The sequence below is a fragment of the Streptomyces sp. NPDC053673 genome, assembly GCF_055585225.1.
The window spans coordinates 356,400-380,396 of the sequence record NZ_JBVJKN010000004.1 but is presented as its reverse complement, the minus strand read 5'-3'; the positions used below and the strand labels follow the sequence as shown (position 1 = coordinate 380,396).

Sequence of the window (23,997 nt, the reverse complement as noted above, 5' to 3'; positions counted from 1 at the left end):
GCGGGGGTACGTCCGGAGGTGTGGGGGCGCTACGTTCCCACCAGCGGTGCGGGGAGCTGCATCCTCACCGGAAGTGCGGGTGGCGCTGTGTCCTCCCCACCGAAGGTGCGGGCGGCGCTGTGTCCTCCCCACCGGAGGTGCGGGCGGCGCCACGCGTCCCCCGCGCTCGGCGCACGCAGATACGCCGAAGGCCCGCAGCGCATTCGCTGCGGGCCTTCGTGGCTCGGCCACCGGGCTCAGGCGTCCCGGCGCAGGCTCGGCTTCAGGTCCTTGAAACGGCCCAGCAGGCCGTTCACGAAGGACGGCGAGTCGTCAGTGGAGAACTCCTTGGCGAGCTGCACCGCCTCGTCGATCACCACCGCGTCAGGGGTCTCGTCCACCCACACGAGCTCGTACGCGCCGAGCCGCAGGATGTTGCGGTCGACGACCGGCATCCGGTCGAGCGTCCAGCCGACCGCGTAGGTGGCGATGAGTTCGTCGATTCGGTCCGCGTGCTCCGCGTACCCCTCGACCAGCTCCATCGTGTACTCACCGACCGGCGGCTGACGGTCGTCGGACCGCGAGTGCCGGATCCAGTCCGCGAGGACTTCCCGCACGGAGGTACCGCGCTGGTCGGCCTCGAAGAGGATCTGGAAGGCACGCTTGCGGGCCTTGTTGCGGGCAGCCACGGTTAGCTGTTCACCCGGCCGAGGTAGTCGCCGGAACGGGTGTCGACCTTGATCTTCTCACCGGTGGTGATGAAGAGCGGGACCTGGATGGTGTAGCCGGTCTCCAGGGTGGCGGGCTTGGTTCCACCGGTGGAGCGGTCGCCCTGCACGCCCGGCTCGGTCTCCTTGATGACCAGCTCGACGGCGGCCGGGAGCTCGACGTAGAGCACCTCGCCCTCGTGCGTGGCGACGGTCGCGGTGAAGCCCTCGATGAGGAAGTTCGCGGCGTCACCGACGGCGGGGCGGGAGACGTGCAGCTGGTCGTAGGTCTGCATGTCCATGAAGACGAAGTAGTCGCCGTCCATGTACGAGAACTGCATGTCGCGGCGGTCGACGGTGGCCGTCTCGACCTTGACGCCGGCGTTGAACGTCTTGTCGACGATCTTGCCGGACAGCACGTTCTTGAGCTTGGTGCGCACGAAGGCCGGGCCCTTGCCGGGCTTGACGTGCTGGAACTCGACGACGGACCAGAGCTGGTCGTTGTCGAGCTTGAGCACCATGCCGTTCTTGAGGTCGTTCGTGGTGGCCACGGTTGCGGAATCTCCTGGACGCTGGTGGACGACCGAGGAAGGCGAAGGTGCGCGCTGCCGCCACGCGCTCTAGAGCGCGAGCAGCTCCTTGGTCGTGATGGTGAGTAGCTCGGGTCCGCCGTCCGCCTCCTGGCGCACGACGAGCGTGTCATCGATCCGGACCCCGCCCCGGCCCGGGAGGTGGACCCCCGGTTCGACGGTGACCGGCACACAAGCGTCCAGTTTACCCATGGCGGCAGGTGCCAGCTGCGGGTCCTCGTCGATTTCCAGTCCTACACCGTGCCCGGTCCAGGGCGCCAGGCCCTCCCCGTAGCCCGCAGCGTCGAGTACGTGCCGGGCCGCCCGGTCGACATCGCGGTACTCGGCGCCGGGCATGAGGGCCTCGCGGCCGGCCCGCTGAGCGGCGAAGACCAGGTCGTACAGCTCGATCTGCCAGTCCGCGGGCGTCGTGCCGATGACGAAGGTACGGCCGATCTCGCAGCGGTAGCCGCGGTAGTTGGCGCCGAGGCAGACGGAGAGAAAATCGCCCTCTTCGACGCGCCGGTCCGAGGGGCGGTGGCCGCCGCGTCCGGCGTTCGGGCCGGTGGCGACGGACGTCGGGAAGCCGGGTCCGTCGGCGCCGTGGTCGACGAGGCGCCGCTCCAGCTCCAGGGCGAGATGCCGCTCGGTGCGGCCGACGAGGATCGACTCGAGCAGCTCGCCGAGGGCCTGATCGGTGATCTCCGCGGCGATCCGCAGGCACGCGATCTCGTCCTCGTCCTTCACCGTCCGCTGCTGCTCGACGGCTCCACCGAGGTCGGCGAGGAGCAGCCGGGGTGCGACCGAGCCGATGGCACGGTGACGGGCGACGGTGAGGTGGTGTTCCTCGACGCCGAGGGAGTCCGCCCCGGCGGCCTTGGCGACCTGCGCGGCGGCGACGGCGGGGTCTCCCCCGTGTGTGGGGAGTACGGTCAGCCGCAGCTTCTCGTCCAGCCGCCCGTCGGTGGGGTCACCACTGGGCACGGTCGGGCACAGCAGGACATCGTCGGCGGCGCCGGCGGGGCTCAGCAGCAGCACGGCGCCGGGCGGGGCTCCGCCCGCGAGATAACGGACATTGGCAGGCCGGGACACCAGCGCCGCGGCAGTTCCGGCAGCGGCACACCGGTCGCGCAGCCGGCCTCGGCGGGCAGCGAACACCTCGGACATGCCACGAGCCTAAGAGCGACGGCGCGATCCGGCCGGTTGAGGGCGTCCGACCGGGCCACCGGCGAGGCGGTGAACGGGTGCTCCGCCCGGCCGCGCCTCGGTCTCCCCCTGGGCCGTCGGTCCTGGAGGACCCCGGCGGGCGTATCGGGGGTTACCAGGCAGGCGGGCTCATCAGGGCGCGGGCCAGGACGTCGTCGAGGATGCGCGCCGTCGTTTCCACGTCGCACTGGGAGTTGTCGATGATCGGGAGGCCCGAGCCGTACCAGCCGGCCATACGGCCGTGGATGCTGGCGACCTCTTCGTCGGAGAGCCGGCGGTTTCCGCTGCGCTCCGCGTTGCGCTCCAGCACGATCTCCAGCCCGGGGAGCAGTACGACGGGCAGCAGGCCGGGGCCGACGTGCCGCTTCCAGCCGCCGAGGCCGACGACCGGGCGGTCGGGGAAGACGGCGTCGTCGAGGATGCACGAAATGCCGTTGGCCAGGAAGTTGCGGGCGGCGAAGCCGCAGGTGCGGCGGGCGAGGCGGTACTGGGCCTCGGACTGGTCGTTCCAGCCGGACTGGGGGTCGGCGAAGCCGGAGCAGACCCATTCGCGGACGTCGTCCAGGCTGATGTGCGCGGTGGGCACGCGTCGGTGCTTGGCCCAGTGCCGGGCGACGGTCGTCTTGCCCGCGCCCGCCGGGCCGATCAGGAGGACCGCGAGAGTGGCCGGACCGGTGCCGCTGTCGGGAGGGGGCGTGGGGGACCCCCCGGGCGAAGCTGTGGGCGAGGGTATGGGGACCGGTCCGCCGGGGGGCAGCTGAACGTGGCCCGTGGTGTCACGGGACGGAGGCAACGGGGCATGCTGCGGGGCGGGGCCGCTCCAGCCGGGTGAGGGCATGCCCTGCGGCGGCGGAGGGCCGGGGTGCTGCGCCTGGTGCTCCCATCCCGCCACCGGGCCGTGGCCCGGCACGGGCCCGGGGCCGGATGCCGTGACCGGTCCGGGAACGGGGCCGGACCCGGGAACCGGGATGGGGACGTGGCCGAGCCCGGGAACCGGGACGGGGCCGGGAACGGGGCCGTGTCCCGGAAAGCGCCCCGGCCCGTCGGGCGGCAGCGGAGCTCCCACTGCGTGCTGCATCCGGTGCCACTCCGTCTCGTACGACTTCACGCTGGTCGGGCGGCAGTTGACCGGCCCGCACCGAACGGTACCCTCCCCGGCCGCCACTGTGGCAACGGCCGGGGCCGGTACAGAGTGCCCCGTCAGCCGTTGAGTTCGTCGGCCAGCGCGCGCAGGGCCAGCCGGTACGAGCCGATCCCGAAGCCCGCGACGGTGCCGGAGGCGACCGCCGCGACGACCGAAGTGTGGCGGAATTCCTCCCGTGCGTACGGATTCGAGATGTGCACCTCGATGAGCGGGGCGGTCCGCTGGGCGGCCGCGTCGCGCATCCCGTACGAGTAGTGCGTGAACGCGCCGGGGTTCAGAACGACGGGGACGGCACCGTCGGCCGCCTCGTGCAGCCAGCGGATCATCTCCCCCTCGTCGTTCGTCTCACGTACGTCGACGTCGAAGCCGAGCTCCTTGCCCAGCGACCGGCAGGCGTCGACCAGCCCCGTGTACGACGTGGCGCCGTACACATCGGGCTCGCGCGAGCCGAGCCGGCCGAGGTTCGGCCCGTTGAGGACGAAGACCTTGCGGCTCATGCGGACACCTCGCCGAACGCCGCCAGCAGCACCGCCGGGTCCGGGCCCTCCAGCACCGTCGGCTTGGCCAGGCCGTCGAGCACGATGAAGCGCAGCAGATCACCGCGGGACTTCTTGTCGACCTTCATGGTCTCCAGCAGCTTGGGCCACTGGTCGCCGCGGTAGGTGAGGGGCAGCCCGACCGACTCCAGGACGGTGCGGTGCCGGTCGGCGGTCGCGTCGTCCAACCGCCCGGCGAGACGCCCGAGTTCGGCGGCGAAGACCATACCGACGGACACGGCGGCGCCGTGCCGCCACTTGTAGCGCTCGTTCTTCTCGATGGCGTGCGCCAGCGTGTGGCCGTAGTTGAGGATCTCGCGCAGGCCCGACTCCTTGAGGTCGCTGGAGACGACCTCGGCCTTGACCCGGATGGAGCGCTCGATCAGCTCGGCCGTGTGCGGCCCGGACGGCGTGCGGGCGGCCTCTGGGTCCGCCTCGATCAGGTCGAGGATGGCCGGGTCGGCGATGAAGCCGGCCTTGATGATCTCGGCCAGGCCGCTGACGTAATCGTGGACGGGCAGCGAGTCCAGCGCGCCGAGGTCGCAGAGCACACCGGCCGGCGGGTGGAAGGCGCCGACGAGGTTCTTGCCCTCGGCGGTGTTGATGCCGGTCTTGCCGCCGACGGCCGCGTCGACCATGGCGAGGACCGTGGTCGGGATCGCGATCCAACGCACCCCGCGCAGCCACGACGCCGCGACGAAGCCGGCCAGGTCTGTCGTCGCCCCGCCGCCGACGCCGACGATGACGTCGGTACGGGTGAAACCGGTCTGGCCGAGCGCCTTCCAGCAGTACGCCGCGACCTCGACGGTCTTGGCCTCCTCGGCGTTCGGCACCTGGATGGCGACGGCCTCGTACCCCTGGTCGGCGAGGTCCTGGCGGACCGCGTCGCCGGTCTCGGCGAGCGCCTCGGGGTGGATCACGGCGACACGTTGCACAGGGCTTTGGCGCGAAGCGCCTCGGCTGAGGGTGGTGGTGGGAGACGGGCGGGACTCGGAGCCGATCAGCCCGGGGAGTTCGCCCAGCAGCTGCCGGCCGACGAGCACCTCGTAAGGATCGGTGCCCGCGGTGCCGCCGACCTGGATACGGGTCACTGCCTGCTCGGTCATACGTCCTTCAATTCGAGTGCGTCGAGGACCGCCTGCGCGACCTCTTCGGGGCTGCGGTCGTCCGTGGCGACGACGACACGCGCGACTTCCGTGTACAGATGCCGACGGGCCTCCATCAGCTCGCGCCACTGGCGGCGCGGGTTGACGGCGAGCAGCGGGCGGGCGGTGTTGAGCCCGACACGGCGTACGGCCTCCTCGACGTCCATCGACAGGTAGACGACGGGCAGACCGGACAGCAGCTCGCGGGTGCCCCCGTCGAGGATGGCGCCGCCGCCGAGGGACAGGACGCCCTCGTGCTCCGCGACGGCGGTCCGCACCGCGGCACGCTCCAGCTCGCGGAAGTGCGGCTCGCCGTCCTCGATGAAGATGTCCGCGATCTCCCGGCCCTGGGCGGCCACGATGTCGGCGTCGGTGTCCCGGTAGCCGGTGCCGAGGCGCTCGGCGACGAGGGCGCCGACGGTGGTCTTGCCGACACCCATCGGCCCGATCAGAACGACCTGCGGACCGGCGGCCCCACGTTCGTCGCGCTCGTCGCGTTCGTCGCGTTCGTCGCTCACCGGATGGCCAGGTGGTCGAGGTACGACTGCACATTGCGGCGGGTCTCGGTGACGCTGTCGCCGCCGAACTTCTCGGCGACGGCGTCGGCCAGGACCAGTGCCACCATGGCCTCCGCGACGATACCGGCGGCCGGCACGGCGCAGACGTCGGAACGCTGGTGGTGGGCGGCGGCGGCCTCGCCGGTGCTGACGTCGATGGTCTTCAGCGCCCGGGGCACGGTCGCGATCGGCTTCATCGCCGCCCGTACACGCAGCAGCTCGCCCGTCGTGAGACCGCCCTCGGTGCCGCCGGAGCGGCCGGAGGTGCGCTTGATGCCGTCCTCGGTGGCGACGATCTCGTCGTGCGCCTTGGAGCCGGGGACGCGGGCCAGCTCGAAGCCGTCGCCGACCTCGACGCCCTTGATGGCCTGGATGCCCATGAGGGCGGAGGCGAGGCGGGCGTCGAGGCGCCGGTCCCAGTGGACGTGCGAGCCGAGGCCGACGGGCACGCCGTAAGCGAGCACCTCCACCACACCGCCGAGCGTGTCGCCGTCCTTGTGGGCCTGGTCGATCTCGGCGACCATCGCCTTCGACGCGTCCGCGTCGAGGCAGCGGACCGGGTCGGCGTCCAGCTTCTCGACATCGGCGGGCGTCGGGTAGACGCCGTACGGGGCCTTCGCGGCGGCCAGCTCCACGACATGCGAGACGATCTCGATGCCCGCGGTCTCCTTCAGGTAGGAGCGGGCGACCGCGCCGAGGGCGACGCGCGCGGCGGTCTCCCGGGCGCTGGCGCGCTCCAGGATGGGCCGGGCCTCGTCGAAGCCGTACTTCTGCATACCGGCGAGGTCGGCGTGGCCGGGCCGGGGGCGGGTCAGCGGGGCGTTGCGGGCCAGTTCGGCGAGCTCGGCCGGGTCGACCGGGTCGGCCGCCATGACCTTCTCCCACTTCGGCCACTCGGTGTTGCCGACCATGACGGCGACGGGCGAGCCCATGGTGAGGCCGTGGCGCACACCGCCCAGGAAGGTGACCTCGTCACGCTCGAACTTCATCCGCGCACCGCGTCCATAGCCGAGGCGCCGCCGGGCAAGGTGGTCCGCCACCATCTCCGTGGTGATCGGGACACCGGCGGGAAGACCCTCCAGCGTCGCCACCAGTGCGGGGCCGTGCGACTCCCCCGCGGTCAGCCAGCGCAACCTGCTCAACGGTGCTCCTCATGCTCGCGCCTGGAACTGCGACGGCGCGACCGGGTGCGCGGCCCTGGCCCGCCTCCCCTGATCCTCCCACGTCCGGCCCCCGGACCAGGCCGGTGGTCCAGCAGGCGGACGTCATTGCGAGGGGCGACGGCGGGAAATCAGCGTGCGGCGAGCGCCTCCTCGCCCGCCGCGCGCATGGCGGCGAGCGGCGCCGGGGAGCGGCCGGTCATCTGCTCGACCTGGAGCACGGCCTGGTGCACCAGCAGGTCGAGGCCGCCGACAACGGCGCCGTCCTGCTCGGCCCAGGCCGCCGCGAGCGGGGTCGGCCACGGGTCGTAGAGGACGTCGAACAGAGTGCCGGGGCGGTCGGGAACGTACGGGACGAGGGCGTCCGTCGCTCCGGCGGGGGTGGTCGCGACGACGAGCGGCGCGTCGAAGGCGTGGCCCGCCTCGGCCCAGTCGGCCGTGTGCACCTCGACGCCCAGCCGCTCGCCCCAGCCGCGCATCTCCTCGGCCCGGACATGGCTGCGTACGTAGGCGGTGACCGGGCCGGTGCAGATCCGGGCGAGCGCGGCGAGCGCGGAGGACGCGGTCGCACCGGCGCCGAGGACGGCGGCGTACTCCACCTTCTCGACGCCGCGCTCGCGCAGCGCGGCGACCATGCCGGGGATGTCCGTGTTGTCGCCGGTGCGGCGGCCGTCCTCGGTGAAGACGACGGTGTTGACGGCCTCGACGGCGGCCGCGGTGTCGCTGACCTCGTCCAGCAGCGGAATGATCGCCCGCTTGAGCGGCATGGTCAGGGACAGCCCTGCCCAGGAGCTGTCGAGCCCCGTCACGAAGCCCTCGAGATCCGCCTCGCTCACCTCGAAGCGTTCGTACGACCAGTCGCTGAGGCCGAGTGCCGCATACGCGGCGCGGTGCAGCACCGGCGACAGCGAGTGGGCGATGGGCGACCCGAGGACCGCGGCCCTGCGGGCCTCAGCCGTTACCCGACTGTTCATTGAACTTGTCCTTCAGCCTCTGGAACTCGGCGATCGTCTTGGCGAATTCCGTCTTGTGCTTGCCGTCGGTCGCCACGAAGTACATCCAGCCGTCCTTGGTGGGACTCAGGGTTGCCTCCAGGGCCAGCAGTCCCGGGTTGCCGATGGGCCCGGGGGTCAGCCCCTTCCGCGTGTACGTGTTGTACGGGTCCTTGTTGCTGTTGATCTCGGCTTCGCTGATCTTGATGTCGCTCCGGCCCTTCAGGTAGTTGAAGGTGGAGTCGAACTGGAGCAGCTGGTTCGTCTCGGTGTTGGTCGGCTTCAGGCGGTTGTAGACGACCTCCGACATCTTCCGGTAGTCGTCCTTCGTCTTGCCTTCGGCCTGCACCAGGCTGGCGACGGTGATCAGTTCCCAGGGCCCTTCGAGGCCGAGCTGCTTCGCCTTGGACTCGACGCCGACCTTGGTGTACTCCGCCTTGGCGCGGGCGACCATCTTCTCGAGGATGGCTTCCGGCTTGCTGCCCTTGGCGACCGGATAGGTGGCGGGGAAGAGGAAACCCTCCAAGGGGTCCTTGAGGTCCGGGTGGCCCTGCGCCCAGTCGGGCAGTCCGAGATTCTTCGCCTGGGCCGCGGCCACCTTCTTCGTGGTGCCGGGTTCGAGCTCGAGCCGTTTGTCGATCTGTGCGTAGATCTGGGCGTTCCGCTGCCCCTCGGGAATCGACATGGCGTTGCGGCTGCTGGGGTCGAGCATCGCCTTGACCGCATTCGCGGCGGACATCTCCTTTTTCAGGATATATACGCCGGCCTGAATGCTCGTACCTTTGGGATTCTCGTTCTGGGCGGAGATGAAGGCGTCGACGCTCTTCACGACGCCGGCCTTCTTGAGGGCGTTTCCGATCTCGGTGCCGCTCGCACCCTGAGGGATCTCGACCTCGGCGGTGCCGGTGCCCGCGCCTTCGTAGTCCGGCGCGGCGCCGAACTGGCCCTGCCAGAACTGGTATCCGACGTAGCCGGCACCGCCGGCCCCACCGACCAGCACCACCGCGACGAACAGGCACGCGAAACCGTTGCGGCCCTTTTTCTTCTTCTTGGCGGGGCCTCGGCCGTCACGGCCGCCGCGGCGACCGTCCCCTGCCGGGTCGTCGTCCCCGCCGTCGTCGTGACCGTCGTCACCCGTGAAGAAGGGATGGTCCTCTTCCTGCTGCGGGTCCGTCTGCCAGTCGGGTTCCGGCTCGGGCGCCCGACGCGGTTCCGCTGCCGGGGCGGTGCGGCGGCCGGGAGGCTGCGGCGGCGGGTAGGCCTCGGGCGTCCCGTAGTAGTCCGCGCCGCCGTACGGGGCGGCTCCCGTGTTCGGGTCGTACGGCATCGCGGGCTGCTGACCGGTGTCCCAGGCCGGCTGCTGACCGGTGTCCCAGGCGGGCTGCTGGCCGGTGTCCCAGGTCTCGCCGTACTGCTGGGGCTGCTGGGGCTGCTGGGGCTGCTGGGGCTGCTGGGGCTGCTGGGGCTGCTGGGGCTGGTACTGCTGGGGCGGATACTGCTGCCCGTCGTACTGCTGGGGCGGGTACTGCTGCTGATAGCCCGTCGAGTACTGCGAATCGTTTCCGCTTCCGTAGTACGACTGCGCCTGCGGCTGCTGCGGGTACTGCTGCTGCGGCTGGCCGCCGTAGGACGCAGGGCCGGGTTCGGCCCCCTGTCCTCTCCATCCCTGGTCCCCGTACAGCGGATCCTCGGGATGCCACGGTTCGGAGCCGGGGCCCCGGCCATACTCAGTCATCGATCCCCTAGTGCCGCGAGGCAGGCACCGGACGGTCCGCCTCTACGTTGTGCGGCAGCTGTTCGAACACCGCCGCATCGCGCGGAACGTTACCGTATCGCGATCAGATGACCACTTCGACGCCCTCGCCGGGCGGATTACCTGATACCCGTTCGGACTCAAGAGCGTTCTGAAGGATGATCACAGCGGCTGCCTGATCGATGACAGACCGGCCCTTTTTGGACTTCACGCCCGAGGCCCGCAAGCCCTGACTGGCCGTCACTGTGGTCATCCTCTCGTCCACGAGCCGCACGGGTACGGGGGCGGTACCGCGGGCCAGCTCCTGGGCGAACGCGCGGACCTTGGCAGCCGCCGGGCCCTCACCGCCGCTCAGCGAACGGGGCAGACCGACGACGACCTCGATCGGCTCGTACTCCTCGACCAACTGCCGCAGGCGCCGGTGGGCGGCTGGGATGTCACGACCCGGCACGGTCTCCACCGGCGTGGCGAGGACCCCGTCGGGGTCGCACGAGGCGACCCCGATCCGGGCGTCCCCGACGTCGATCGAGAGACGACGTCCTCTGCGCATGAGGATCAGGCCCCTTCCGAATCGTTCTCCCCCAGAGCTGAAGCCTGGGAGGGGCCCCCATCTCCGCCCGCGCAGCGCAGAGGTGCGGCCATCGTCGTCGACCGCGGCCCGGCGGCTGCGCGGACGTCGCTCACGAGACCTCGGCCACGAGACGCTCGACAGCCTCGATGGCGTCGCCGATCGCGTCCGGGTTCTGGCCGCCGCCCTGGGCGACGTCCGGCTTGCCGCCACCGCCGCCGCCGAGGGTCTTGGCGGCGGTACGGACCAGCTCGCCGGCCTTGAGGCCACGCTCACGGGCGGCCTCGTTGGTGGCGATGACGGTCAGCGGGCGACCGCTCGCGGTGGTGAACAGAGCCACGACGGCCGGGCGGTCACCCGGGATGCGGTGACGGACATCGAGGACCAGCTTGCGCAGGTCGTCGGCCGAGGTGCCGTCCGGGACCTGGCCGGTGACCAGGGCGGTGCCGCGGACGTCCTTGGCGGACTCGACGAGCCCCGCGGCGGCCTGGAGCACCTTCTCCGCGCGGAACTTCTCGATCTCCTTCTCGGCGTCCTTCAGCTTGCCGAGCATGGCGGCGATCTTCTCCGGCAGCTCCTCGGAGCGGCCCTTGACCAGTTCCTGGAGCTGGGCGACGACCGTGTGCTCCTTGGCCAGGAAGTTGTACGCGTCGACGCCGACGAGGGCCTCGATACGGCGTACGCCCGAGCCGATGGACGACTCGCCGAGCAGCTTCACCAGTCCCAGCTGGGCGGTGTTGTGCACATGCGTGCCGCCGCAGAGCTCCTTGGAGAAGTCACCGATGGTGACGACGCGGACGCGCTCGCCGTACTTCTCGCCGAACTCGGCGATGGCGCCCTGCTTCTTGGCCTCGTCGATGCTCATGATCTCGGCCTGGACGTCGAGCTCGCGGGCGAGGACCTCGTTGATCTTCTGCTCGACGTCCGTCAGCACCGTGCCGGGGACGGCGGCGGGCGAGCCGAAGTCGAAGCGGAAGCGGCCCGGCGAGTTCTCGGAGCCGGCCTGGGCGGCCGTCGGGCCGAGGGCGTCGCGCAGCGCCTGGTGGGTGAGGTGGGTGGCGCTGTGGGCGCGGGCGATGGCGCGGCGGCGCTTGACGTCGATGGCGGCGTAGGCGGAGGCGCCCACGGTCACCTCGCCGACCTGCACCGAGCCCTTGTGCACGGAGACGCCGGGGACGGGCTGCTGTACGTCGCGGATCTCGATGACGGCGCCGGTGTCGAGCTTGATCCGGCCCTGGTCGGCGAGCTGGCCGCCGCCCTCGGCGTAGAAGGGGGTGCGGTCGAGGACGACCTCGACCTCGTCGCCCTCGGAGGCGGCCGGTGACGGGACACCGTCGACGAGCAGACCGACGATGGTCGACTCACCCTCGGTCGAGCCGTAGCCCGTGAACTCCGTCGATCCGGAGATGTCGGCGACCTCGCGGTAGGCGGACAGATCGGCGTGGCCGGTCTTCTTGGCCTTGGCATCGGCCTTGGCGCGCTCCCGCTGCTCCTTCATCAGACGGCGGAAGCCGTCCTCGTCCACGGAAAGGCCCTGCTCGGCGGCCATCTCCAGGGTGAGGTCGATCGGGAAGCCCCAGGTGTCGTGGAGCAGGAAGGCCTTGTCGCCGGAGAGCACGGTGCCGCCGGCGGCCTTGGTCTCGGTGACGGCGGTGTCCAGGATGTTCGTGCCGCCCTTGAGGGCCTTCAGGAAGGCGGCCTCCTCGGCCAGCGCGACCGTCTCGATGCGCTTGCGGTCGGTCTCCAGCTCCGGGTACTGCTGGCCCATGGTCTTGATGACCACGTCGACGAGGGCGGCGACGACCGGCTCGGTGGCGCCGAGCATGCGCATGTTGCGGATGGCGCGGCGCATGATGCGGCGCAGGACGTAGCCACGCCCCTCGTTGCCGGGGGTGACGCCGTCACCGATGAGCATCACGGACGTGCGGAGGTGGTCGGCGACCACGCGCATCGAGACGTCCGAGCCGTGGTCCTCGCCGTAGCGGACACCGGTGAGCTCGGTGGCCTTGTCCATGACGACGCGCAGGGTGTCGGTCTCGTACATGTTCTGCACGCCCTGCAGGATCATGGCGAGGCGCTCGAGGCCGAGACCGGTGTCGATGTTCCTGCTGGGCAGGTCGCCGACGATCTCGAAGTCCTCCTTGCCGGAGCCCTCGCCACGCTCGTACTGCATGAAGACCAGGTTCCAGATCTCCACGTAGCGCTCGTCGTTGACGGCGGGGCCGCCCTCGACGCCGAACTCGGGGCCGCGGTCGTAGTTGATCTCCGAGCAGGGGCCGCAGGGGCCGGGGACGCCCATGGACCAGAAGTTGTCCTTCTTGCCGAGGCGCTGGATGCGCTCGGCGGGCACGCCGACGACCTCGCGCCAGATGCGCTCGGCCTCGTCGTCGTCGAGGTAGACCGTGATCCAGAGCTTCTCCGGCTCCAGGCCGTAGCCACCGTCCGCCACGGAGCTGGTGAGCAGCTCCCAGGCGTACTTGATGGCGCCTTCCTTGAAGTAGTCGCCGAAGGAGAAGTTGCCGCACATCTGGAAGAAGGTGCCGTGGCGGGTGGTCTTGCCTACCTCTTCGATGTCCGGCGTGCGCACGCACTTCTGAACGCTGGTGGCGCGCGGGGCGGGCGGCTTGGTCTCGCCCAGGAAGTACGGCTTGAAGGGGACCATGCCCGCGTTGACCAGCAGCAGAGTCGGGTCGTCCGCGATGAGCGACGCCGAAGGCACGACGGTGTGCCCGCGCTCCTCGAAGAAGCTCAGCCAGCGGCGGCGGATTTCAGCCGACTCCATCAGTGGTCCTCATTCCGGTTGTACGAGTGCTTCTCGTAAAGCATCTCGTAGTGCTTCTTGTCCTGCTTCTGGTTTTCGGGAGCGCCGAGGCTCCGCTGCGCGGGGAGCCCGCGGGCGGCGGGTGCCTCGATGCCCAGCGCCTCGCCGAGCTCGGTCTCGCGCTGGACCATTCCGGCCCGGACGTCGAGGGCGAAGTCCTTGAGCCGGTGTCCGGTCTCGATCGCCTTGTTGGCGGCCTGCGCGGCCAGGCTCTCGGGGGTCAGCTGCTTGAGTTTGCGATTGACCTTGGTCGTGGCCCACACACCGGCGGCGGCGCCCGCGGTGAACCAGAACGCACGACGGAACATCGCGGCTCAGCCCTTCTGCTTGCGGCGCCTGGCGGCCGGCACGGTGCGGCCGACGATGACCGTGCGCCGGGACTGCGCGGGCGGCGCGTCGGTCTTGTTGCGGCTCATCGCCCGGCGTACGCCGTAGCCGAAGGCGGCGACCTTGACGAGCGGGCCGCCGAAGGTCGAGGCGACGGTCGTGGAGAGCGCCGAGGCGTTGGAGGTGACCTCCTGGACGTCGGAGGCGATGGCGTCGACCCGGTCGAGCTGGGTCTGCGCGGAGCGCACGGTCGCGGAGGCGTCGGCCAGCAGCGGCACGGCCTGCTCCGTCACGTCCGCCACCAGCTTGGTGGTCGCCCTGAGCGTCTGCGCCAGCCTCACCAGCACCACGGCGAGGAAGGAGACCAGGATCGCCCAGAACACGGCCACCAGGATCCCGGCAACCTCTCCACCGGTCACGCTGCACCGCTCTCTGCTCGTCGATGGGCACTTCGAAAGTCGTCCTCCGACCCTATCGCGCCGGAGGTCGCCCCCCGTACCGGATCAGCGGCCGCGCGAGCCTGAGGGGCGCCACGGTGTCGAAAGGGAGAACGCGCGGAGGTCCCGAGGAACGAGGGACCGAGCACGATCGACCGTCGAAACCGGCTTGGGCGGCCCGGAGGCGAGCCAATGAAGCAGGGACGGGAGTTGCACAGGACGATTGTACGGACTGCTTACATGTAGGTACGCTCCGTGTCCCATGCGACGGAGCAATCTCCCGGCGGAGCCCGACCGGTTCGTGGGACGCGACGACGAACTGTCCGAACTGGAACGCCTGCTGGCGGACTCCCGGCTGGTCACGGTGTCCGGGGCGGGCGGCGCCGGCAAGACCAGGCTCGTTCTCCGCGCGGCGGCCGACGTGGAGAAACGCTACTGCGACGGGGTGCGGATCGCGGAGCTGTCGGCGCTGCGCGACCCGGGGCTGCTGGAGCACACCCTCGTCGAGGCGCTCGGCCTCACCGACCACACCAGCCGGCCCCCGCGCACGGTGCTCCTGGACCATCTCGCCGGCCGCGAACTCCTCCTCGTCCTCGACGGGTTCGAGCAGCTCCTCGAGGACTGCGCCGCGATCGTACGCGAGCTGCTGCGCCGCGCGCCCGGGCTGCGGGTGCTCGCCGCGGGCCGCCGGCCACTGCGGATCGCCGGCGAGACCGTCCTGCCGCTGATGCCTCTGACCGGGGACGACGCGGAACGGCTGTTCGCGGACCGGGCCGCCGCGGCGGCGCCGGACTTCCGGCTGACCGACGACAACCGTGCGGCGGTGCGGGAGCTGTGCCGGCGCCTCGACGGCATTCCGCTGGCCCTGGAGCTGGCGGCCGGACGGCTTGCGGTGCTCGCCGTCGACGAGGTGCTGCACCGGCTCGACGACCGCTTCCGGCTGCTGACCGGCGGCGCCAGGGGCGAACTCGCGCGCCACCGGACTCTGCGGACGGCGGTCGGCTGGAGTCATGAACTGTGCACCCCGCAGGAGCGGCTGCTGTGGGCGCGGCTGTCGGTCTTCGCCGGGCACTTCGACCTGGAGGCGGTGGAGTACGTCTGCGGCGGGCCCGAGCTCCTGCCGGAGAACATCCTGGACGTGCTCGCCGAGCTGCTGGCCCAGTCCGTGGTGTGCCGGGAGGAGACCCCCGCGGGGGTGCGCTACCGGATGCTCGACACTCCCCCTACGCCCTGCGGGCGTGGTGGGTCCCCCAGCGCGCGTACGGCGCGGAGTGGCTGGACGCGCTGGGCGACACCGCGCGGATGCGGCGGCGCCACCGGGACTGGTACATGGGTCTGGCGACCTGGTGCGAGCTCGACTGGTTCAGCCCGCGCCAGGTGGAGATCGCGGCGTGCACGGACGCCGCGCTGCCGGACCTGCGGGCCGCGCTCGAGCTGTGCCTGGAGAACCCGGAGGAGGCACATCTGGCGCAGTATCTGGCCGCCACGCTCTGGTTCTACTGGGTCGGCTGCGGGCGGCTCGCCGAGGGACGGCACTGGCTGGAGCGGGCGGTGGCGCCGGCGCCCGGCGACGAGGGGCACCACGACACGAGGCTGAAGGCGCTGTGGGTGCTCGGCTATGTGGCGATCCTGCAGGGGGACGGCACGGCCGCGGTGGGCGCACTGCACGAGTGCGGTGAGACCGCCGCCTCGACCGGGAACCGGCTGGCTGCCGCGTACTCATCGCACCGCATGCGTGCGGTGCGGACGGGCGCCGTCCGCCCCTGGAACGCGAGAGCCCGCCGGCTCCCCCACCGGTAGGGGTGGGGAAGCGGCGGGCTCGGGCGCGTGAGGCCGGTGGTGCTACGACCGCTGGATCAGCGGGCGTAGTACTCGACGACGAGCTGCTCGTCGCAGATCACCGGGATCTCCTTGCGGTTCGGCTCCCGGTCCATGCGGAAGGCGAGCGCCTTGAGGTTGACCTGCAGGTAGCGCGGGGTCTCACCGTCGGGCGCGTAGCCACCCTCGCGGGCGACCTGGAACGGGTGCTTCTCGCGGGAGCGCTCGCGGACCGTGACGACGTCGTCCGGGCGGACACGGAAGGAAGGCTTGTCGACCTTGCTGCCGTTCACCTCGATGTGGCCGTGGACGACCATCTGACGGGCCTGGTAGATCGTGCGGGCGATGCCGGAACGGAGCACCAGGGCGTCGAGACGGCGCTCGAGCTCGATGATCAGCGCCTCGCCGGTCTTGCCCTGAACCTTGCTGGCGCGCTCGTAGGCGCGGACCAGCTGACGCTCGGAGACGTCGTACTGCGCACGAAGGCGCTGCTTCTCGAGCAGACGGACCTTGTAGTCCGAGTTCTGCTTACGGCCACGGCCGTGCTCACCCGGCGGGTACGGGCGGGCCTCAAAGTACTTGACGGCCTTCGGGGTCAGAGCGATGCCGAGCGCACGCGACTTCTTGACCTTGGGTCGCGACTGGTTCACGTGGAACCTACCTCCATGTAAGTTAGGTGAGCCTTACCTTATTCGAGGAGGACGTAATGTCTCGACCGCATGGGATCCCCCTGCCCAGTGCGCATCGCAGTTCAGACGACTCGAAAGAATCGATGTCTGCTTACGACGACGATGAACAAGGTCAGCCGCGTCCCAGGGAAGGCGCTCGACAGCCCACCATGGCCGAGCGCGTACGAACCCTCGTTGAGTACAACGCCTCAGTATCCCTCACGCTGCCGGGTGCTCGCGACCATGGCCCCGGCTTCTGGGAGCCTGCCGCGCGCACCGTCACGCCAGAGGGTGACGTCGTTCTCCTTGTGCCCTGGGATTCTCCCACCGCCAGGGCCGCCGCGTACGCCCAGGACGACGACCTGACCGCCGTGATGGAGATCACGGACGTCGCCCCCGTCGCGGTGCGCCAGCGGATCCGCGGCCGCGCCTGGCTGGCCGGCTGGCTCACGGCCGTGCGCAACGAGGACCGGGCCCGGTACACGGAGCTGCTCGCCGAGCGGCACCCCGTGGGCGCCGTGCTGGAGACCGGCCAGGAGCGGCCCGCCTGGATGCTGGTGCGGCTGGAGGTCGGTGAGATCTCGGTGGACGACCTGTGGGGCGCGGGCTGTGTGGAACCCGAGGATCTCGGGCGTACGGAGCCGGATCCGATCGCGCGGCACGAGGCGGAGCTGCTGCAGCATCTGCACTCCGCGCACAGCGACCAGGTGCGCGGCCTGTCCACCCTGCTCGGCGACCGGACGGACGAGACGTACGTGGCGGTGCGGGAGGTGGTGCCGGTGGCCCTCGACCGGTTCGGCCTCCGGGTGCGCTTCACCGGGCCGGAGACGCGTACGTTCGACGCGCGCTTCGACTTCCCCGAGCCGGTGCGGGACGCCGGGGGTCTGCGGCACGCGATGCACACGCTGTTCGCCGCGGCCACCCGGTGAGAAAGTCGAGAAAGTGAGGAAGCCGGCCGGCGGGGATGCCCGCCGGCGCCCTCATGCGCCGGACGGGCTCTCGCCGCGCAGACGCTCACGGACCTTCTCCACCACGTCCGCGTAGCGCGCCTCCGCGCCGTACCGGGTCGGTTCGTAGTAGCGCTTGCCGTGGACCGCGTCCGGAGCGTACTGCTGCGGGGCAATGGCGCCCGGGACGTCGTGCGGGTACACATACCCCTGGGCGTGGCCGAGCTTGGCCGCGCCCTTGTAGTGGCCGTCGCGGAGATGGGGCGGGACCGGGCCCGCCAGGCCCTGGCGCACATCCGCCAGGGCGGCCCCTATCGCGGTCGTCGCGGCGTTGGACTTCGGGGCGAGGGCCAGGGCGATCGTGGCGTGGCTGAGTGTGAGCGCCGCCTCGGGGAAGCCGATCATGGCGACGGCCTGAGCGGCGGCGACGGCGGTCGGCAGGGCCGTCGGGTCGGCCAGCCCGATGTCCTCGCTGGCCGAGATCATCAGCCGCCGCGCGATGAAGCGCGGGTCCTCCCCCGCCTCGATCATGCGGGCCAGATAGTGCAGCGCCGCGTCGACGTCCGAGCCGCGGATGGATTTGATGAGGGCGCTCGCCACGTCGTAGTGCTGGTCGCCGTCGCGGTCGTACTTCACCGCCGCGCGGTCGACCGTCTCCTCCACCGTCGTGAGGAAGATGTCCTGCTCGCCCTTGGCGAGGGCGGCACCGGCCGCGGCCTCCAGCGCGGTCAGCGCCCGCCGGGCGTCGCCCCCGGCGATGCGCAGCAGATGCGCCTCGGCGTCGTCGGGCAGCGTCACGGCGCCGCCGAGGCCGCGCTCCTCGGTCAGCGCCCGCTTCATGAGCCCGCGCAGATCGTCGTCGGTGAGCGGCTCCAGCGTGAGCAGCAGGGAGCGGGACAGCAACGGGGAGATCACCGAGAAGTACGGATTCTCGGTGGTCGCGGCGATCAGCGTCACCCAGCGGTTCTCGACGGCGGGCAGCAGGGAGTCCTGCTGGGCCTTGCTGAAGCGGTGGATCTCGTCGAGGAAGAGGACGGTCTCCTTGCCGAAGCCGCCGGCGGCGCGGCGGGCCCCGTCGATGACCGCCCGGACCTCCTTGACGCCCGCGGTGATCGCGGAGAGCTCGACGAAACGCTTGTTGGTCGCCTTCGACACCACGTACGCGAGGGTCGTCTTGCCCGTGCCCGGCGGGCCCCACAGGATCACCGACGAGGCGCCCGCGGGCCCGCCGCTGCCTTCTGCCCCTTGCTCCACGAGTCGACGCATCGGCGACCCCGGCTTCAGCAGATGCTGCTGGCCGACGACCTCGTCGAGGGTGCGCGGACGCATCCGGACGGCCAGGGGACTCGCGGACGGGTCCTTCTCCTGGCGTTCCTCAGCGGCTGCGGTAAAGAGATCGGGCTCCACAGGGACGAAGCCTAAGTGAGGGCACTGACAACGCGGCCGCGGACCGCGCGGCCGCTGCCCGTCAGCTGATCCAGAAGTCCCACCAGCGGGTCAGGATCAGCATCCCGATGACGCCGGTGTGCAGCACCGGCAGGACCCAGGTGAACTCGGAGAGGAAGTTCTTCGCCCACGTCGGGGCGGGGAGCAGGCCGGCCCTGATGTTGTGCGAGGTCACGTACCAGAACATGAAGATCGTGGCGACCCAGGCGAGGCAGCACCACAGGCACAGCGCGTTGATGTTGTACAGCGACTGGTATTGGAGCCAGGTGCAGAATGCGACGCCGAAGAGCGTGCCCGCGTTGAACGTCAGCCAGTACCAGCGGCGGAAGCGGGCGCCGGCGAGCAGGCTCATGCCGACGCAGATCACGATCCCGTAGGCGACGAGCCCGAGCATCGGGTTGGGGAACCCGAAGGCGGAGGCCTGGTCGCTCTCCATCACGCTGCCGCACGAGACGATCGGGTTGAGGCTGCAGCCCGGGGTGAAGGTCTTCCCCGCGATCTTGGCCTCGAGGATCTTGAACTTGTCGATCGTGATGACCCAGGCGGCCAGCAGTCCGGCCGCGCCGGTGATCACGAGCAGCCACCCGAACGCGCGGCTGCCGCCGACCGTGCCGCGCACGCCCTCCACTTCCTGGCCGGAGGACACGCCGTCAACCGCTGCAGTCGTCATATCGCCGTTCCATCACTCGGTCACTGCTGGGGCATGGTCATTCTGCCGCACGCCCGCCCGTGTCCACCGTTCGATGGGGATAAGGAGGTCCGGGATCCGGCCACGGCACGGGGCCCGGACCGTCGGGAAACGGTCCGGGCCCCGTGGGTACAGCCTGCTCAGGAGAGCTACGTGGTCACCGCCTGCTCAGGAGAGCTTCGCCCGGATCTCCGCGATGACCGCGTCGAGGGCGACCGGGGTCTGCTCGCCGGACTCCATGTCCTTGAGCTGGACGACGCCCTCGGCGAGGTCGCGCTCGCCGGCGACGATCGCGTACCGCGCACCGCTCCGGTTCGCGTTCTTCATGGCGCCCTTGAGGCCCTTGCCGCCGTACGAGAAGTCCGCGGCGACGCCTTCCCTGCGCAGCTGCGTGACGACTCCGAACAGGACGCGGCGCGCCTCCTCGCCGAGCGGGACGGCGAACACGCTGGTGGTGGCGGGCAGTTCGAGCTCGATGCCCTCGGCCTCCAGCGCCAGGACCGTACGGTCGACGCCGAGGGCCCAGCCGACGGAGGGAAGCGCAGGGCCGCCGATCATCTCGGACAGTCCGTCGTAACGGCCGCCGCCGCCCACCGCGGACTGCGAGCCGAGACCGTCGTGGACGAACTCGAAGGTCGTGCGCGTGTAGTAGTCGAGGCCGCGCACCAGCTTCTCGTCGTCCTCGTACACCACACCCGCCGCGCCGAGCAGCTCGCGCACCTCCTCGTGGTACGCCTTGCACGCGTCGCACAGGAAGTCGCGCAGCAGCGGCACACCCACGAGCTGCTTCTGGACCGAATCGCGCTTGTCGTCGAGGACCCGCAGCGGATTGATGTCGACGCGGCGCCGGGTGTCCTCGTCCAGGTCGAGCGCGCGCAGGAAGCCCTGGAGCGCGTCGCGGTAGACGGGACGGCACTCCTTGTCGCCCAGCGAGTTCAGCAGGATGCGGAAGTTCGCGAGGCCCAGCGAGCGGTACGCCTGGTCGGCCAGGATGATCAGCTCGGCGTCGAGCGCCGGGTCCTCGGCACCGATCGCCTCGGCACCGACCTGCGAGAAGTGCCTGTAGCGGCCCTTCTGCGGGCGCTCGTACCGGTAGTACGAGCCCGAGTACCAGAGCTTGACGGGCAGGTTGCCGGCCTTGTGGAGGTTGGCCTCCAGCGCCGCGCGCAGCACGGACGCGGTGCCCTCGGGACGCAGGGCGAGCTCGCTGCCGCCCTTGGTCGTGAGGGTGTACATCTCCTTGGTCACGATGTCGGTGGACTCGCCTACACCGCGTGCGAACAGCTCGACGTTCTCGAAGCCGGGCGTCTCGATGTAGCCGTAACCGGAGTTCTTCAGCGGTGCGGAGATCGCGTCCCGCACCGCCAGGAACTTCGCGGAGTCCGGCGGAATCAGGTCGTACGTGCCCTTGGGGGCCTGGAAAGTACTCACGTGAAGAGTCTCGTCACATTCCTCGTCGGGGAGCGGCCTGTGCGCTCCCGAGGCCGGCGGCCACGTCCCTCAGATAGGGGTTGGTGGCGCGCTCGCGGCCGATGGTCGTCTGGGGGCCGTGGCCGGACAGCACCACGGTCGAGTCGTCGAGCGGCAGGCACACGCGGGCCAGCGAGTCGAGCATCTCGGCCATGTCACCGCCGGGCAGGTCGGTGCGTCCGATGGAGCCGGCGAAGAGCAGATCACCCGAGAAGAAGACGGACGGGATGTCCGCGGCCTCGGGCATCTGGAAGGTCACCGACCCCTTGGTATGGCCGGGCGCATGCGCGACCGAGAACTCCAGACCGGCCAGACCCAGCTTCGCGCCGTCCGTCAGCTCGTGGACGTCGTCCGGCTCCCCCACGGTCAGCTCGCCCATGAGCGGCATCCCGATGGAGCGGCCGAGGGCCTTCTCCGGGTCGCTCATCATGTACCGGTCGGCGGGGTGGATCCACGCCGGTACGTCATGGGCTCCGCACACCGGGACGACCGAGGCGACATGATCGATGTGGCCATGGGTGAGCACGACGGCTACGGGCTTGAGCCGATGCTTCTTGAGCGTCTCCTCGACTCCCTGGGCCGCCTGGTGGCCCGGGTCGATGATCACGCACTCCTCGCCTGCGGCCGGGGCGACCAGATAACAATTGGTCCCCCAGGCCCCGGCGGGGAACCCGGCAATAAGCACGATCGTCCTCGGTGTGTAGTCCGACGGGAATGCTGTCCCAAAGCCGCCTCGAAGCAGTTTCGGAATGCAGCAGACCAGAGCCTACCGGCGCTGCTCATTACACAGCCAACCCGTATACGGTACGGGCACAATCGGCCGGACAGATTTGACGCATACGACGTACAAGGAGAAGACCCGGTGGTCAGCAGCGATCAGCGGCGGCGCCAGCTCGCCAGGGAGAAGTTCGAGCGGCAGCAGCGGCGCCGTGAGGAGGCCCGCAGGCAGGCCAAGCGCCGCAACACGATCATCGCGGCCGCACTCGCCGTGGTCCTGGCGGCGGGTGCCGCGGCGTACGCCTCGGTGGGTCTGTCGGACAACCGCTCGGGCAATGACGCGTCGGCGCAGGAGCCCGGCGCGACCCCGACGCCCACGCAGAGCGAGAGCAGCGTTCCCGAGCCCAAGATGGCCATCGACCAGAAGGCCACGTACACGATGTCGCTCAAGACCACCCAGGGCGACATCACGCTGACCATGGACGCGGCGAAGACCCCGCGCACGGTGAACTCGTTCAAGTACCTCGCGGACAAGGGCTTCTTCGACAACACGAAGTGCCACCGGCTCACCACGCAGGGCATCTTCGTGCTGCAGTGCGGTGACCCGAAGGGCGACGGCACCGGTGGCCCGGGCTACACGATCCCGGACGAGAACCTGACGGGGCTCGGCAAGGCGGGCGCGGACGGCACGGTGACGTACAAGGCCGGCACGGTGGCGATGGCCAACACGGGGCAGCCGAACAGTGGCGGCAGCCAGTTCTTCCTCGTCTACAAGGACAGCAAGCTTCCGCCGGGCTACACGCCGTTCGGCACGATCGACGCGCAAGGACTGACGGCGGTCACGACGGTGGCGGCGGCCGGAGTCGAGGGCGGCGCCAAGGACGGAGCCCCCAAGAAGGCCGTCACCATCAAGAAGGCAGCGGTCAGCAAGGGGTGACCCGGCGAATTCGCCAGCGCCGAGTGCGGACAGCCGGGCGGCCGGTCGCCTAGATTGGCGTTGTGCAGCGCGGGCTGATGTCGCGTTGTGGAGGGCGGGCGAGGCCCGTCCAGGAAACTGTGGACGATGCCCGGGGGCGGAGCCCCTCGCAGGCATCATGTGGAGGAGGCGCTGTGAGCAGCGACCCGTGGGGCCGCGTCGACGAGACGGGCACCGTGTACGTGCGGACTTCCGAGGGCGAGCAGGTCGTCGGATCGTGGCAGGCCGGAACTCCCGAGGAGGCACTGGCTTACTTCGAGCGCAAGTACGAGGGCTTGGTTGTCGAGATCGGCCTCCTCGAGAAGCGGGTGAAGACCACCGATCTGTCGGCCAAGGACGCGACGGCCGCGATCGATCACATCCGTCAGCAGGTCGACGAGCATCACGTCGTCGGTGACCTCGACGCGCTGCGCAAGCGGCTCGACGCGCTCGTCGCGACCGTCGACGCGCGCCGTGAGGAGCGCAAGGCGCAGAAGGCGAAGCAGACCGACGAGGCCAGGCACGCCAAGGAAGCGCTGGTCACCGAGGCCGAGGAGCTGGCGCAGAGCGAACAGTGGCGGGCCGCCGGTGAGCGGCTGCGCGCGCTGGTGGACACCTGGAAGGGCCTGCCCCGGCTCGACCGGAAGTCCGACGACGAGCTGTGGCACCGCTTCTCGCATGCGCGCTCGGCGTTCTCCAAGCGGCGCAAGGCGCACTTCGCCTCGCTGGACGCCCAGCGCGAGGTGGCCCGGCAGACGAAGGAGCGGCTGGTCGCCGAGGCCGAGTCGCTGTCCGGATCGACGGACTGGGGCCCCACGGCCGCCCGCTACCGCGAGCTGATGGCGGAGTGGAAGGCCGCGGGCCGTGCCCAGCGCGAGTACGAGGACGATCTGTGGAACCGTTTCCGCGGTGCCCAGGACGTCTTCTTCGCCGCGCGCAGCGGGGTCTTCGCCGAGCGTGACGCCGAGCAGGCCGAGAACCTGAAGCTGAAGGAAGAGCTCGCGGTCGAGGCCGAGAAGCTCCTGCCCGTGACGGATCTGAAGGCCGCACGCGCCGCCTTCCGCTCCATCAACGAGCGCTGGGAGGCCATCGGCCATGTCCCGCGCGACGCCCGGCCGAAGGTCGAGGGCCGGATGCACACGGTCGAGCGGGCGATCCAGGAGGCCGAAGAGGCCGAGTGGCGCCGCACCAACCCGGAGGCGCGGGCTCGCGCTGCGGGTCTGACCGGTCAGCTGCAGGCCGCCGTCGACAAGCTGCGTCAGCAGATCGACACGGCGCGTGCGGCGGGCAACAACGCGAAGGCCGACAAGCTCGCGAAGGAGCTCGAGGGCCGGCAGGCGCTGCTGGACCAGGCGCTGAAGGGCCTGGAGGAGTTCGGCGGCTGATC

General features: G+C 70.6%; 22 protein-coding genes and 1 pseudogene. 4 read left to right on the top strand and 19 right to left on the bottom strand.

The window, feature by feature from the left end; all coding sequences use genetic code 11:
* Positions 1-236: 236 nt before the first annotated feature.
* The 14 genes from nusB to ACZ6ZQ_RS09245 all read right to left on the bottom strand — a co-directional run bounded on the left by nusB (position 237) and on the right by ACZ6ZQ_RS09245 (position 13,883).
* Complete coding sequence (nusB, locus tag ACZ6ZQ_RS09310) at positions 237-668, bottom strand: transcription antitermination factor NusB (protein ID WP_469767932.1); 432 nt, start codon at positions 666-668, stop codon at positions 237-239.
* Between the two features lie 2 nt (positions 669-670).
* Complete coding sequence (efp, locus tag ACZ6ZQ_RS09305; RefSeq protein WP_453663528.1) at positions 671-1,237, bottom strand: elongation factor P; 567 nt, start codon at positions 1,235-1,237, stop codon at positions 671-673.
* Positions 1,238-1,306: 69 nt separating this feature from the next.
* The gene (locus tag ACZ6ZQ_RS09300; RefSeq protein ID WP_469767931.1) at positions 1,307-2,422 is read right to left on the bottom strand and encodes a M24 family metallopeptidase; all 1,116 of its coding nucleotides are present in this window, start codon (positions 2,420-2,422) and stop codon (positions 1,307-1,309) included.
* A 151-nt stretch (positions 2,423-2,573) separates the two neighbouring features.
* Positions 2,574-3,539: a Pro-rich N-terminal domain-containing protein gene (locus tag ACZ6ZQ_RS09295; RefSeq protein WP_469767930.1), complete on the bottom strand. Its 966-nt coding sequence runs from the start codon at positions 3,537-3,539 to the stop codon at positions 2,574-2,576.
* Positions 3,540-3,661: 122 nt separating this feature from the next.
* Positions 3,662-4,102 carry a type II 3-dehydroquinate dehydratase gene (aroQ, locus tag ACZ6ZQ_RS09290; RefSeq protein ID WP_469767929.1) on the bottom strand — a complete coding sequence of 147 codons (441 nt, stop codon included), beginning with the start codon at positions 4,100-4,102 and terminating at the stop codon, positions 3,662-3,664.
* Positions 4,099-5,247, bottom strand: coding sequence for a 3-dehydroquinate synthase (gene aroB / locus ACZ6ZQ_RS09285; RefSeq protein WP_469767928.1), 1,149 nt, complete (start codon positions 5,245-5,247; stop codon positions 4,099-4,101). The genes aroQ and aroB overlap by 4 nt, the downstream gene beginning before the upstream one ends.
* Positions 5,244-5,726, bottom strand: a complete 483-nt coding sequence (locus ACZ6ZQ_RS09280; protein WP_469767972.1) for a shikimate kinase — start codon at positions 5,724-5,726, stop codon at positions 5,244-5,246. The genes aroB and ACZ6ZQ_RS09280 overlap by 4 nt, the downstream gene beginning before the upstream one ends.
* Positions 5,727-5,800: 74 nt before the next feature.
* Positions 5,801-6,985 carry a chorismate synthase gene (aroC, locus tag ACZ6ZQ_RS09275; protein WP_453663537.1) on the bottom strand — a complete coding sequence of 395 codons (1,185 nt, stop codon included), beginning with the start codon at positions 6,983-6,985 and terminating at the stop codon, positions 5,801-5,803.
* A 149-nt stretch (positions 6,986-7,134) separates the two neighbouring features.
* A complete protein-coding gene (locus ACZ6ZQ_RS09270; RefSeq protein WP_469767927.1) occupies positions 7,135-7,977 on the bottom strand; it encodes a shikimate dehydrogenase in 843 nt (280 codons plus the stop codon).
* Positions 7,955-9,730 carry an endolytic transglycosylase MltG gene (gene mltG, locus ACZ6ZQ_RS09265; protein WP_469767926.1) on the bottom strand — a complete coding sequence of 592 codons (1,776 nt, stop codon included), beginning with the start codon at positions 9,728-9,730 and terminating at the stop codon, positions 7,955-7,957. The genes ACZ6ZQ_RS09270 and mltG overlap by 23 nt, the downstream gene beginning before the upstream one ends.
* Positions 9,731-9,833: 103 nt before the next feature.
* Positions 9,834-10,298, bottom strand: coding sequence for a Holliday junction resolvase RuvX (gene ruvX / locus ACZ6ZQ_RS09260; RefSeq protein ID WP_469767925.1), 465 nt, complete (start codon positions 10,296-10,298; stop codon positions 9,834-9,836).
* A 130-nt stretch (positions 10,299-10,428) separates the two neighbouring features.
* Positions 10,429-13,098 (bottom strand): alanine--tRNA ligase, encoded by a 2,670-nt coding sequence (gene alaS, locus ACZ6ZQ_RS09255; protein ID WP_469767924.1) that lies wholly within the window; start codon positions 13,096-13,098, stop codon positions 10,429-10,431.
* Positions 13,098-13,445, bottom strand: a complete 348-nt coding sequence (locus tag ACZ6ZQ_RS09250; RefSeq protein WP_469767923.1) for a DUF6167 family protein — start codon at positions 13,443-13,445, stop codon at positions 13,098-13,100. Before ACZ6ZQ_RS09250 ends, alaS begins: the two co-directional genes overlap by 1 nt.
* A 6-nt stretch (positions 13,446-13,451) precedes the next feature.
* Positions 13,452-13,883, bottom strand: coding sequence for a DUF948 domain-containing protein (locus ACZ6ZQ_RS09245; RefSeq protein WP_453663546.1), 432 nt, complete (start codon positions 13,881-13,883; stop codon positions 13,452-13,454).
* Between the two features lie 280 nt (positions 13,884-14,163).
* Between ACZ6ZQ_RS09245 and ACZ6ZQ_RS09240 the strand changes: the two are divergent.
* Positions 14,164-15,632: pseudogene (locus ACZ6ZQ_RS09240) on the top strand (ATP-binding protein); the annotation flags it as partial.
* Positions 15,633-15,757: 125 nt separating this feature from the next.
* Here the strand turns inward: ACZ6ZQ_RS09240 and rpsD are convergent.
* Positions 15,758-16,369, bottom strand: a complete 612-nt coding sequence (gene rpsD, locus ACZ6ZQ_RS09235; protein WP_469767922.1) for a 30S ribosomal protein S4 — start codon at positions 16,367-16,369, stop codon at positions 15,758-15,760.
* Positions 16,370-16,557: 188 nt separating this feature from the next.
* On the opposite strand from rpsD, the gene ACZ6ZQ_RS09230 reads away from it, so the two are divergent.
* The gene (locus ACZ6ZQ_RS09230; RefSeq protein ID WP_469767921.1) at positions 16,558-17,316 is read left to right on the top strand and encodes a DUF2470 domain-containing protein; all 759 of its coding nucleotides are present in this window, start codon (positions 16,558-16,560) and stop codon (positions 17,314-17,316) included.
* 51 nt (positions 17,317-17,367) lie between these two features.
* On the opposite strand, the gene ACZ6ZQ_RS09225 is transcribed toward ACZ6ZQ_RS09230, so the two are convergent.
* The 4 genes from ACZ6ZQ_RS09225 to ACZ6ZQ_RS09210 all read right to left on the bottom strand — a co-directional run bounded on the left by ACZ6ZQ_RS09225 (position 17,368) and on the right by ACZ6ZQ_RS09210 (position 21,623).
* Complete coding sequence (locus ACZ6ZQ_RS09225; RefSeq protein WP_469767920.1) at positions 17,368-18,741, bottom strand: replication-associated recombination protein A; 1,374 nt, start codon at positions 18,739-18,741, stop codon at positions 17,368-17,370.
* Between the two features lie 61 nt (positions 18,742-18,802).
* Positions 18,803-19,450, bottom strand: coding sequence for a vitamin K epoxide reductase family protein (locus ACZ6ZQ_RS09220; protein WP_469767919.1), 648 nt, complete (start codon positions 19,448-19,450; stop codon positions 18,803-18,805).
* Positions 19,451-19,636: 186 nt separating this feature from the next.
* The gene (gene hisS / locus ACZ6ZQ_RS09215; protein WP_469767918.1) at positions 19,637-20,899 is read right to left on the bottom strand and encodes a histidine--tRNA ligase; all 1,263 of its coding nucleotides are present in this window, start codon (positions 20,897-20,899) and stop codon (positions 19,637-19,639) included.
* Between the two features lie 13 nt (positions 20,900-20,912).
* Complete coding sequence (locus ACZ6ZQ_RS09210) at positions 20,913-21,623, bottom strand: MBL fold metallo-hydrolase (RefSeq protein WP_469767917.1); 711 nt, start codon at positions 21,621-21,623, stop codon at positions 20,913-20,915.
* A gap of 177 nt (positions 21,624-21,800) precedes the next feature.
* On the opposite strand from ACZ6ZQ_RS09210, the gene ACZ6ZQ_RS09205 reads away from it, so the two are divergent.
* Complete coding sequence (locus ACZ6ZQ_RS09205) at positions 21,801-22,592, top strand: peptidylprolyl isomerase (RefSeq protein ID WP_469767916.1); 792 nt, start codon at positions 21,801-21,803, stop codon at positions 22,590-22,592.
* A 173-nt stretch (positions 22,593-22,765) separates the two neighbouring features.
* Positions 22,766-23,995, top strand: a complete 1,230-nt coding sequence (locus ACZ6ZQ_RS09200; RefSeq protein ID WP_469767915.1) for a DUF349 domain-containing protein — start codon at positions 22,766-22,768, stop codon at positions 23,993-23,995.
* Positions 23,996-23,997: the final 2 nt, after the last annotated feature.

Coding starts and splice junctions, on each gene's coding strand:
- ACZ6ZQ_RS09300 (WP_469767931.1), bottom strand. CDS start 2,422: ATGTCCGAGGTGTTCGCTGCCCGCCGAGGCCGGCTGCGCGACCGGTGT.
- ACZ6ZQ_RS09295 (WP_469767930.1), bottom strand. CDS start 3,539: ATGCAGCACGCAGTGGGAGCTCCGCTGCCGCCCGACGGGCCGGGGCGC.
- aroQ (WP_469767929.1), bottom strand. CDS start 4,102: ATGAGCCGCAAGGTCTTCGTCCTCAACGGGCCGAACCTCGGCCGGCTC.
- aroB (WP_469767928.1), bottom strand. CDS start 5,247: ATGACCGAGCAGGCAGTGACCCGTATCCAGGTCGGCGGCACCGCGGGC.
- ACZ6ZQ_RS09280 (WP_469767972.1), bottom strand. CDS start 5,726: ATGGGTGTCGGCAAGACCACCGTCGGCGCCCTCGTCGCCGAGCGCCTC.
- ACZ6ZQ_RS09270 (WP_469767927.1), bottom strand. CDS start 7,977: ATGAACAGTCGGGTAACGGCTGAGGCCCGCAGGGCCGCGGTCCTCGGG.
- mltG (WP_469767926.1), bottom strand. CDS start 9,730: ATGACTGAGTATGGCCGGGGCCCCGGCTCCGAACCGTGGCATCCCGAG.
- ruvX (WP_469767925.1), bottom strand. CDS start 10,298: ATGCGCAGAGGACGTCGTCTCTCGATCGACGTCGGGGACGCCCGGATC.
- alaS (WP_469767924.1), bottom strand. CDS start 13,098: ATGGAGTCGGCTGAAATCCGCCGCCGCTGGCTGAGCTTCTTCGAGGAG.
- ACZ6ZQ_RS09250 (WP_469767923.1), bottom strand. CDS start 13,445: ATGTTCCGTCGTGCGTTCTGGTTCACCGCGGGCGCCGCCGCCGGTGTG.
- ACZ6ZQ_RS09230 (WP_469767921.1), top strand. CDS start 16,558: ATGGCCGAGCGCGTACGAACCCTCGTTGAGTACAACGCCTCAGTATCC.
- ACZ6ZQ_RS09220 (WP_469767919.1), bottom strand. CDS start 19,450: ATGACGACTGCAGCGGTTGACGGCGTGTCCTCCGGCCAGGAAGTGGAG.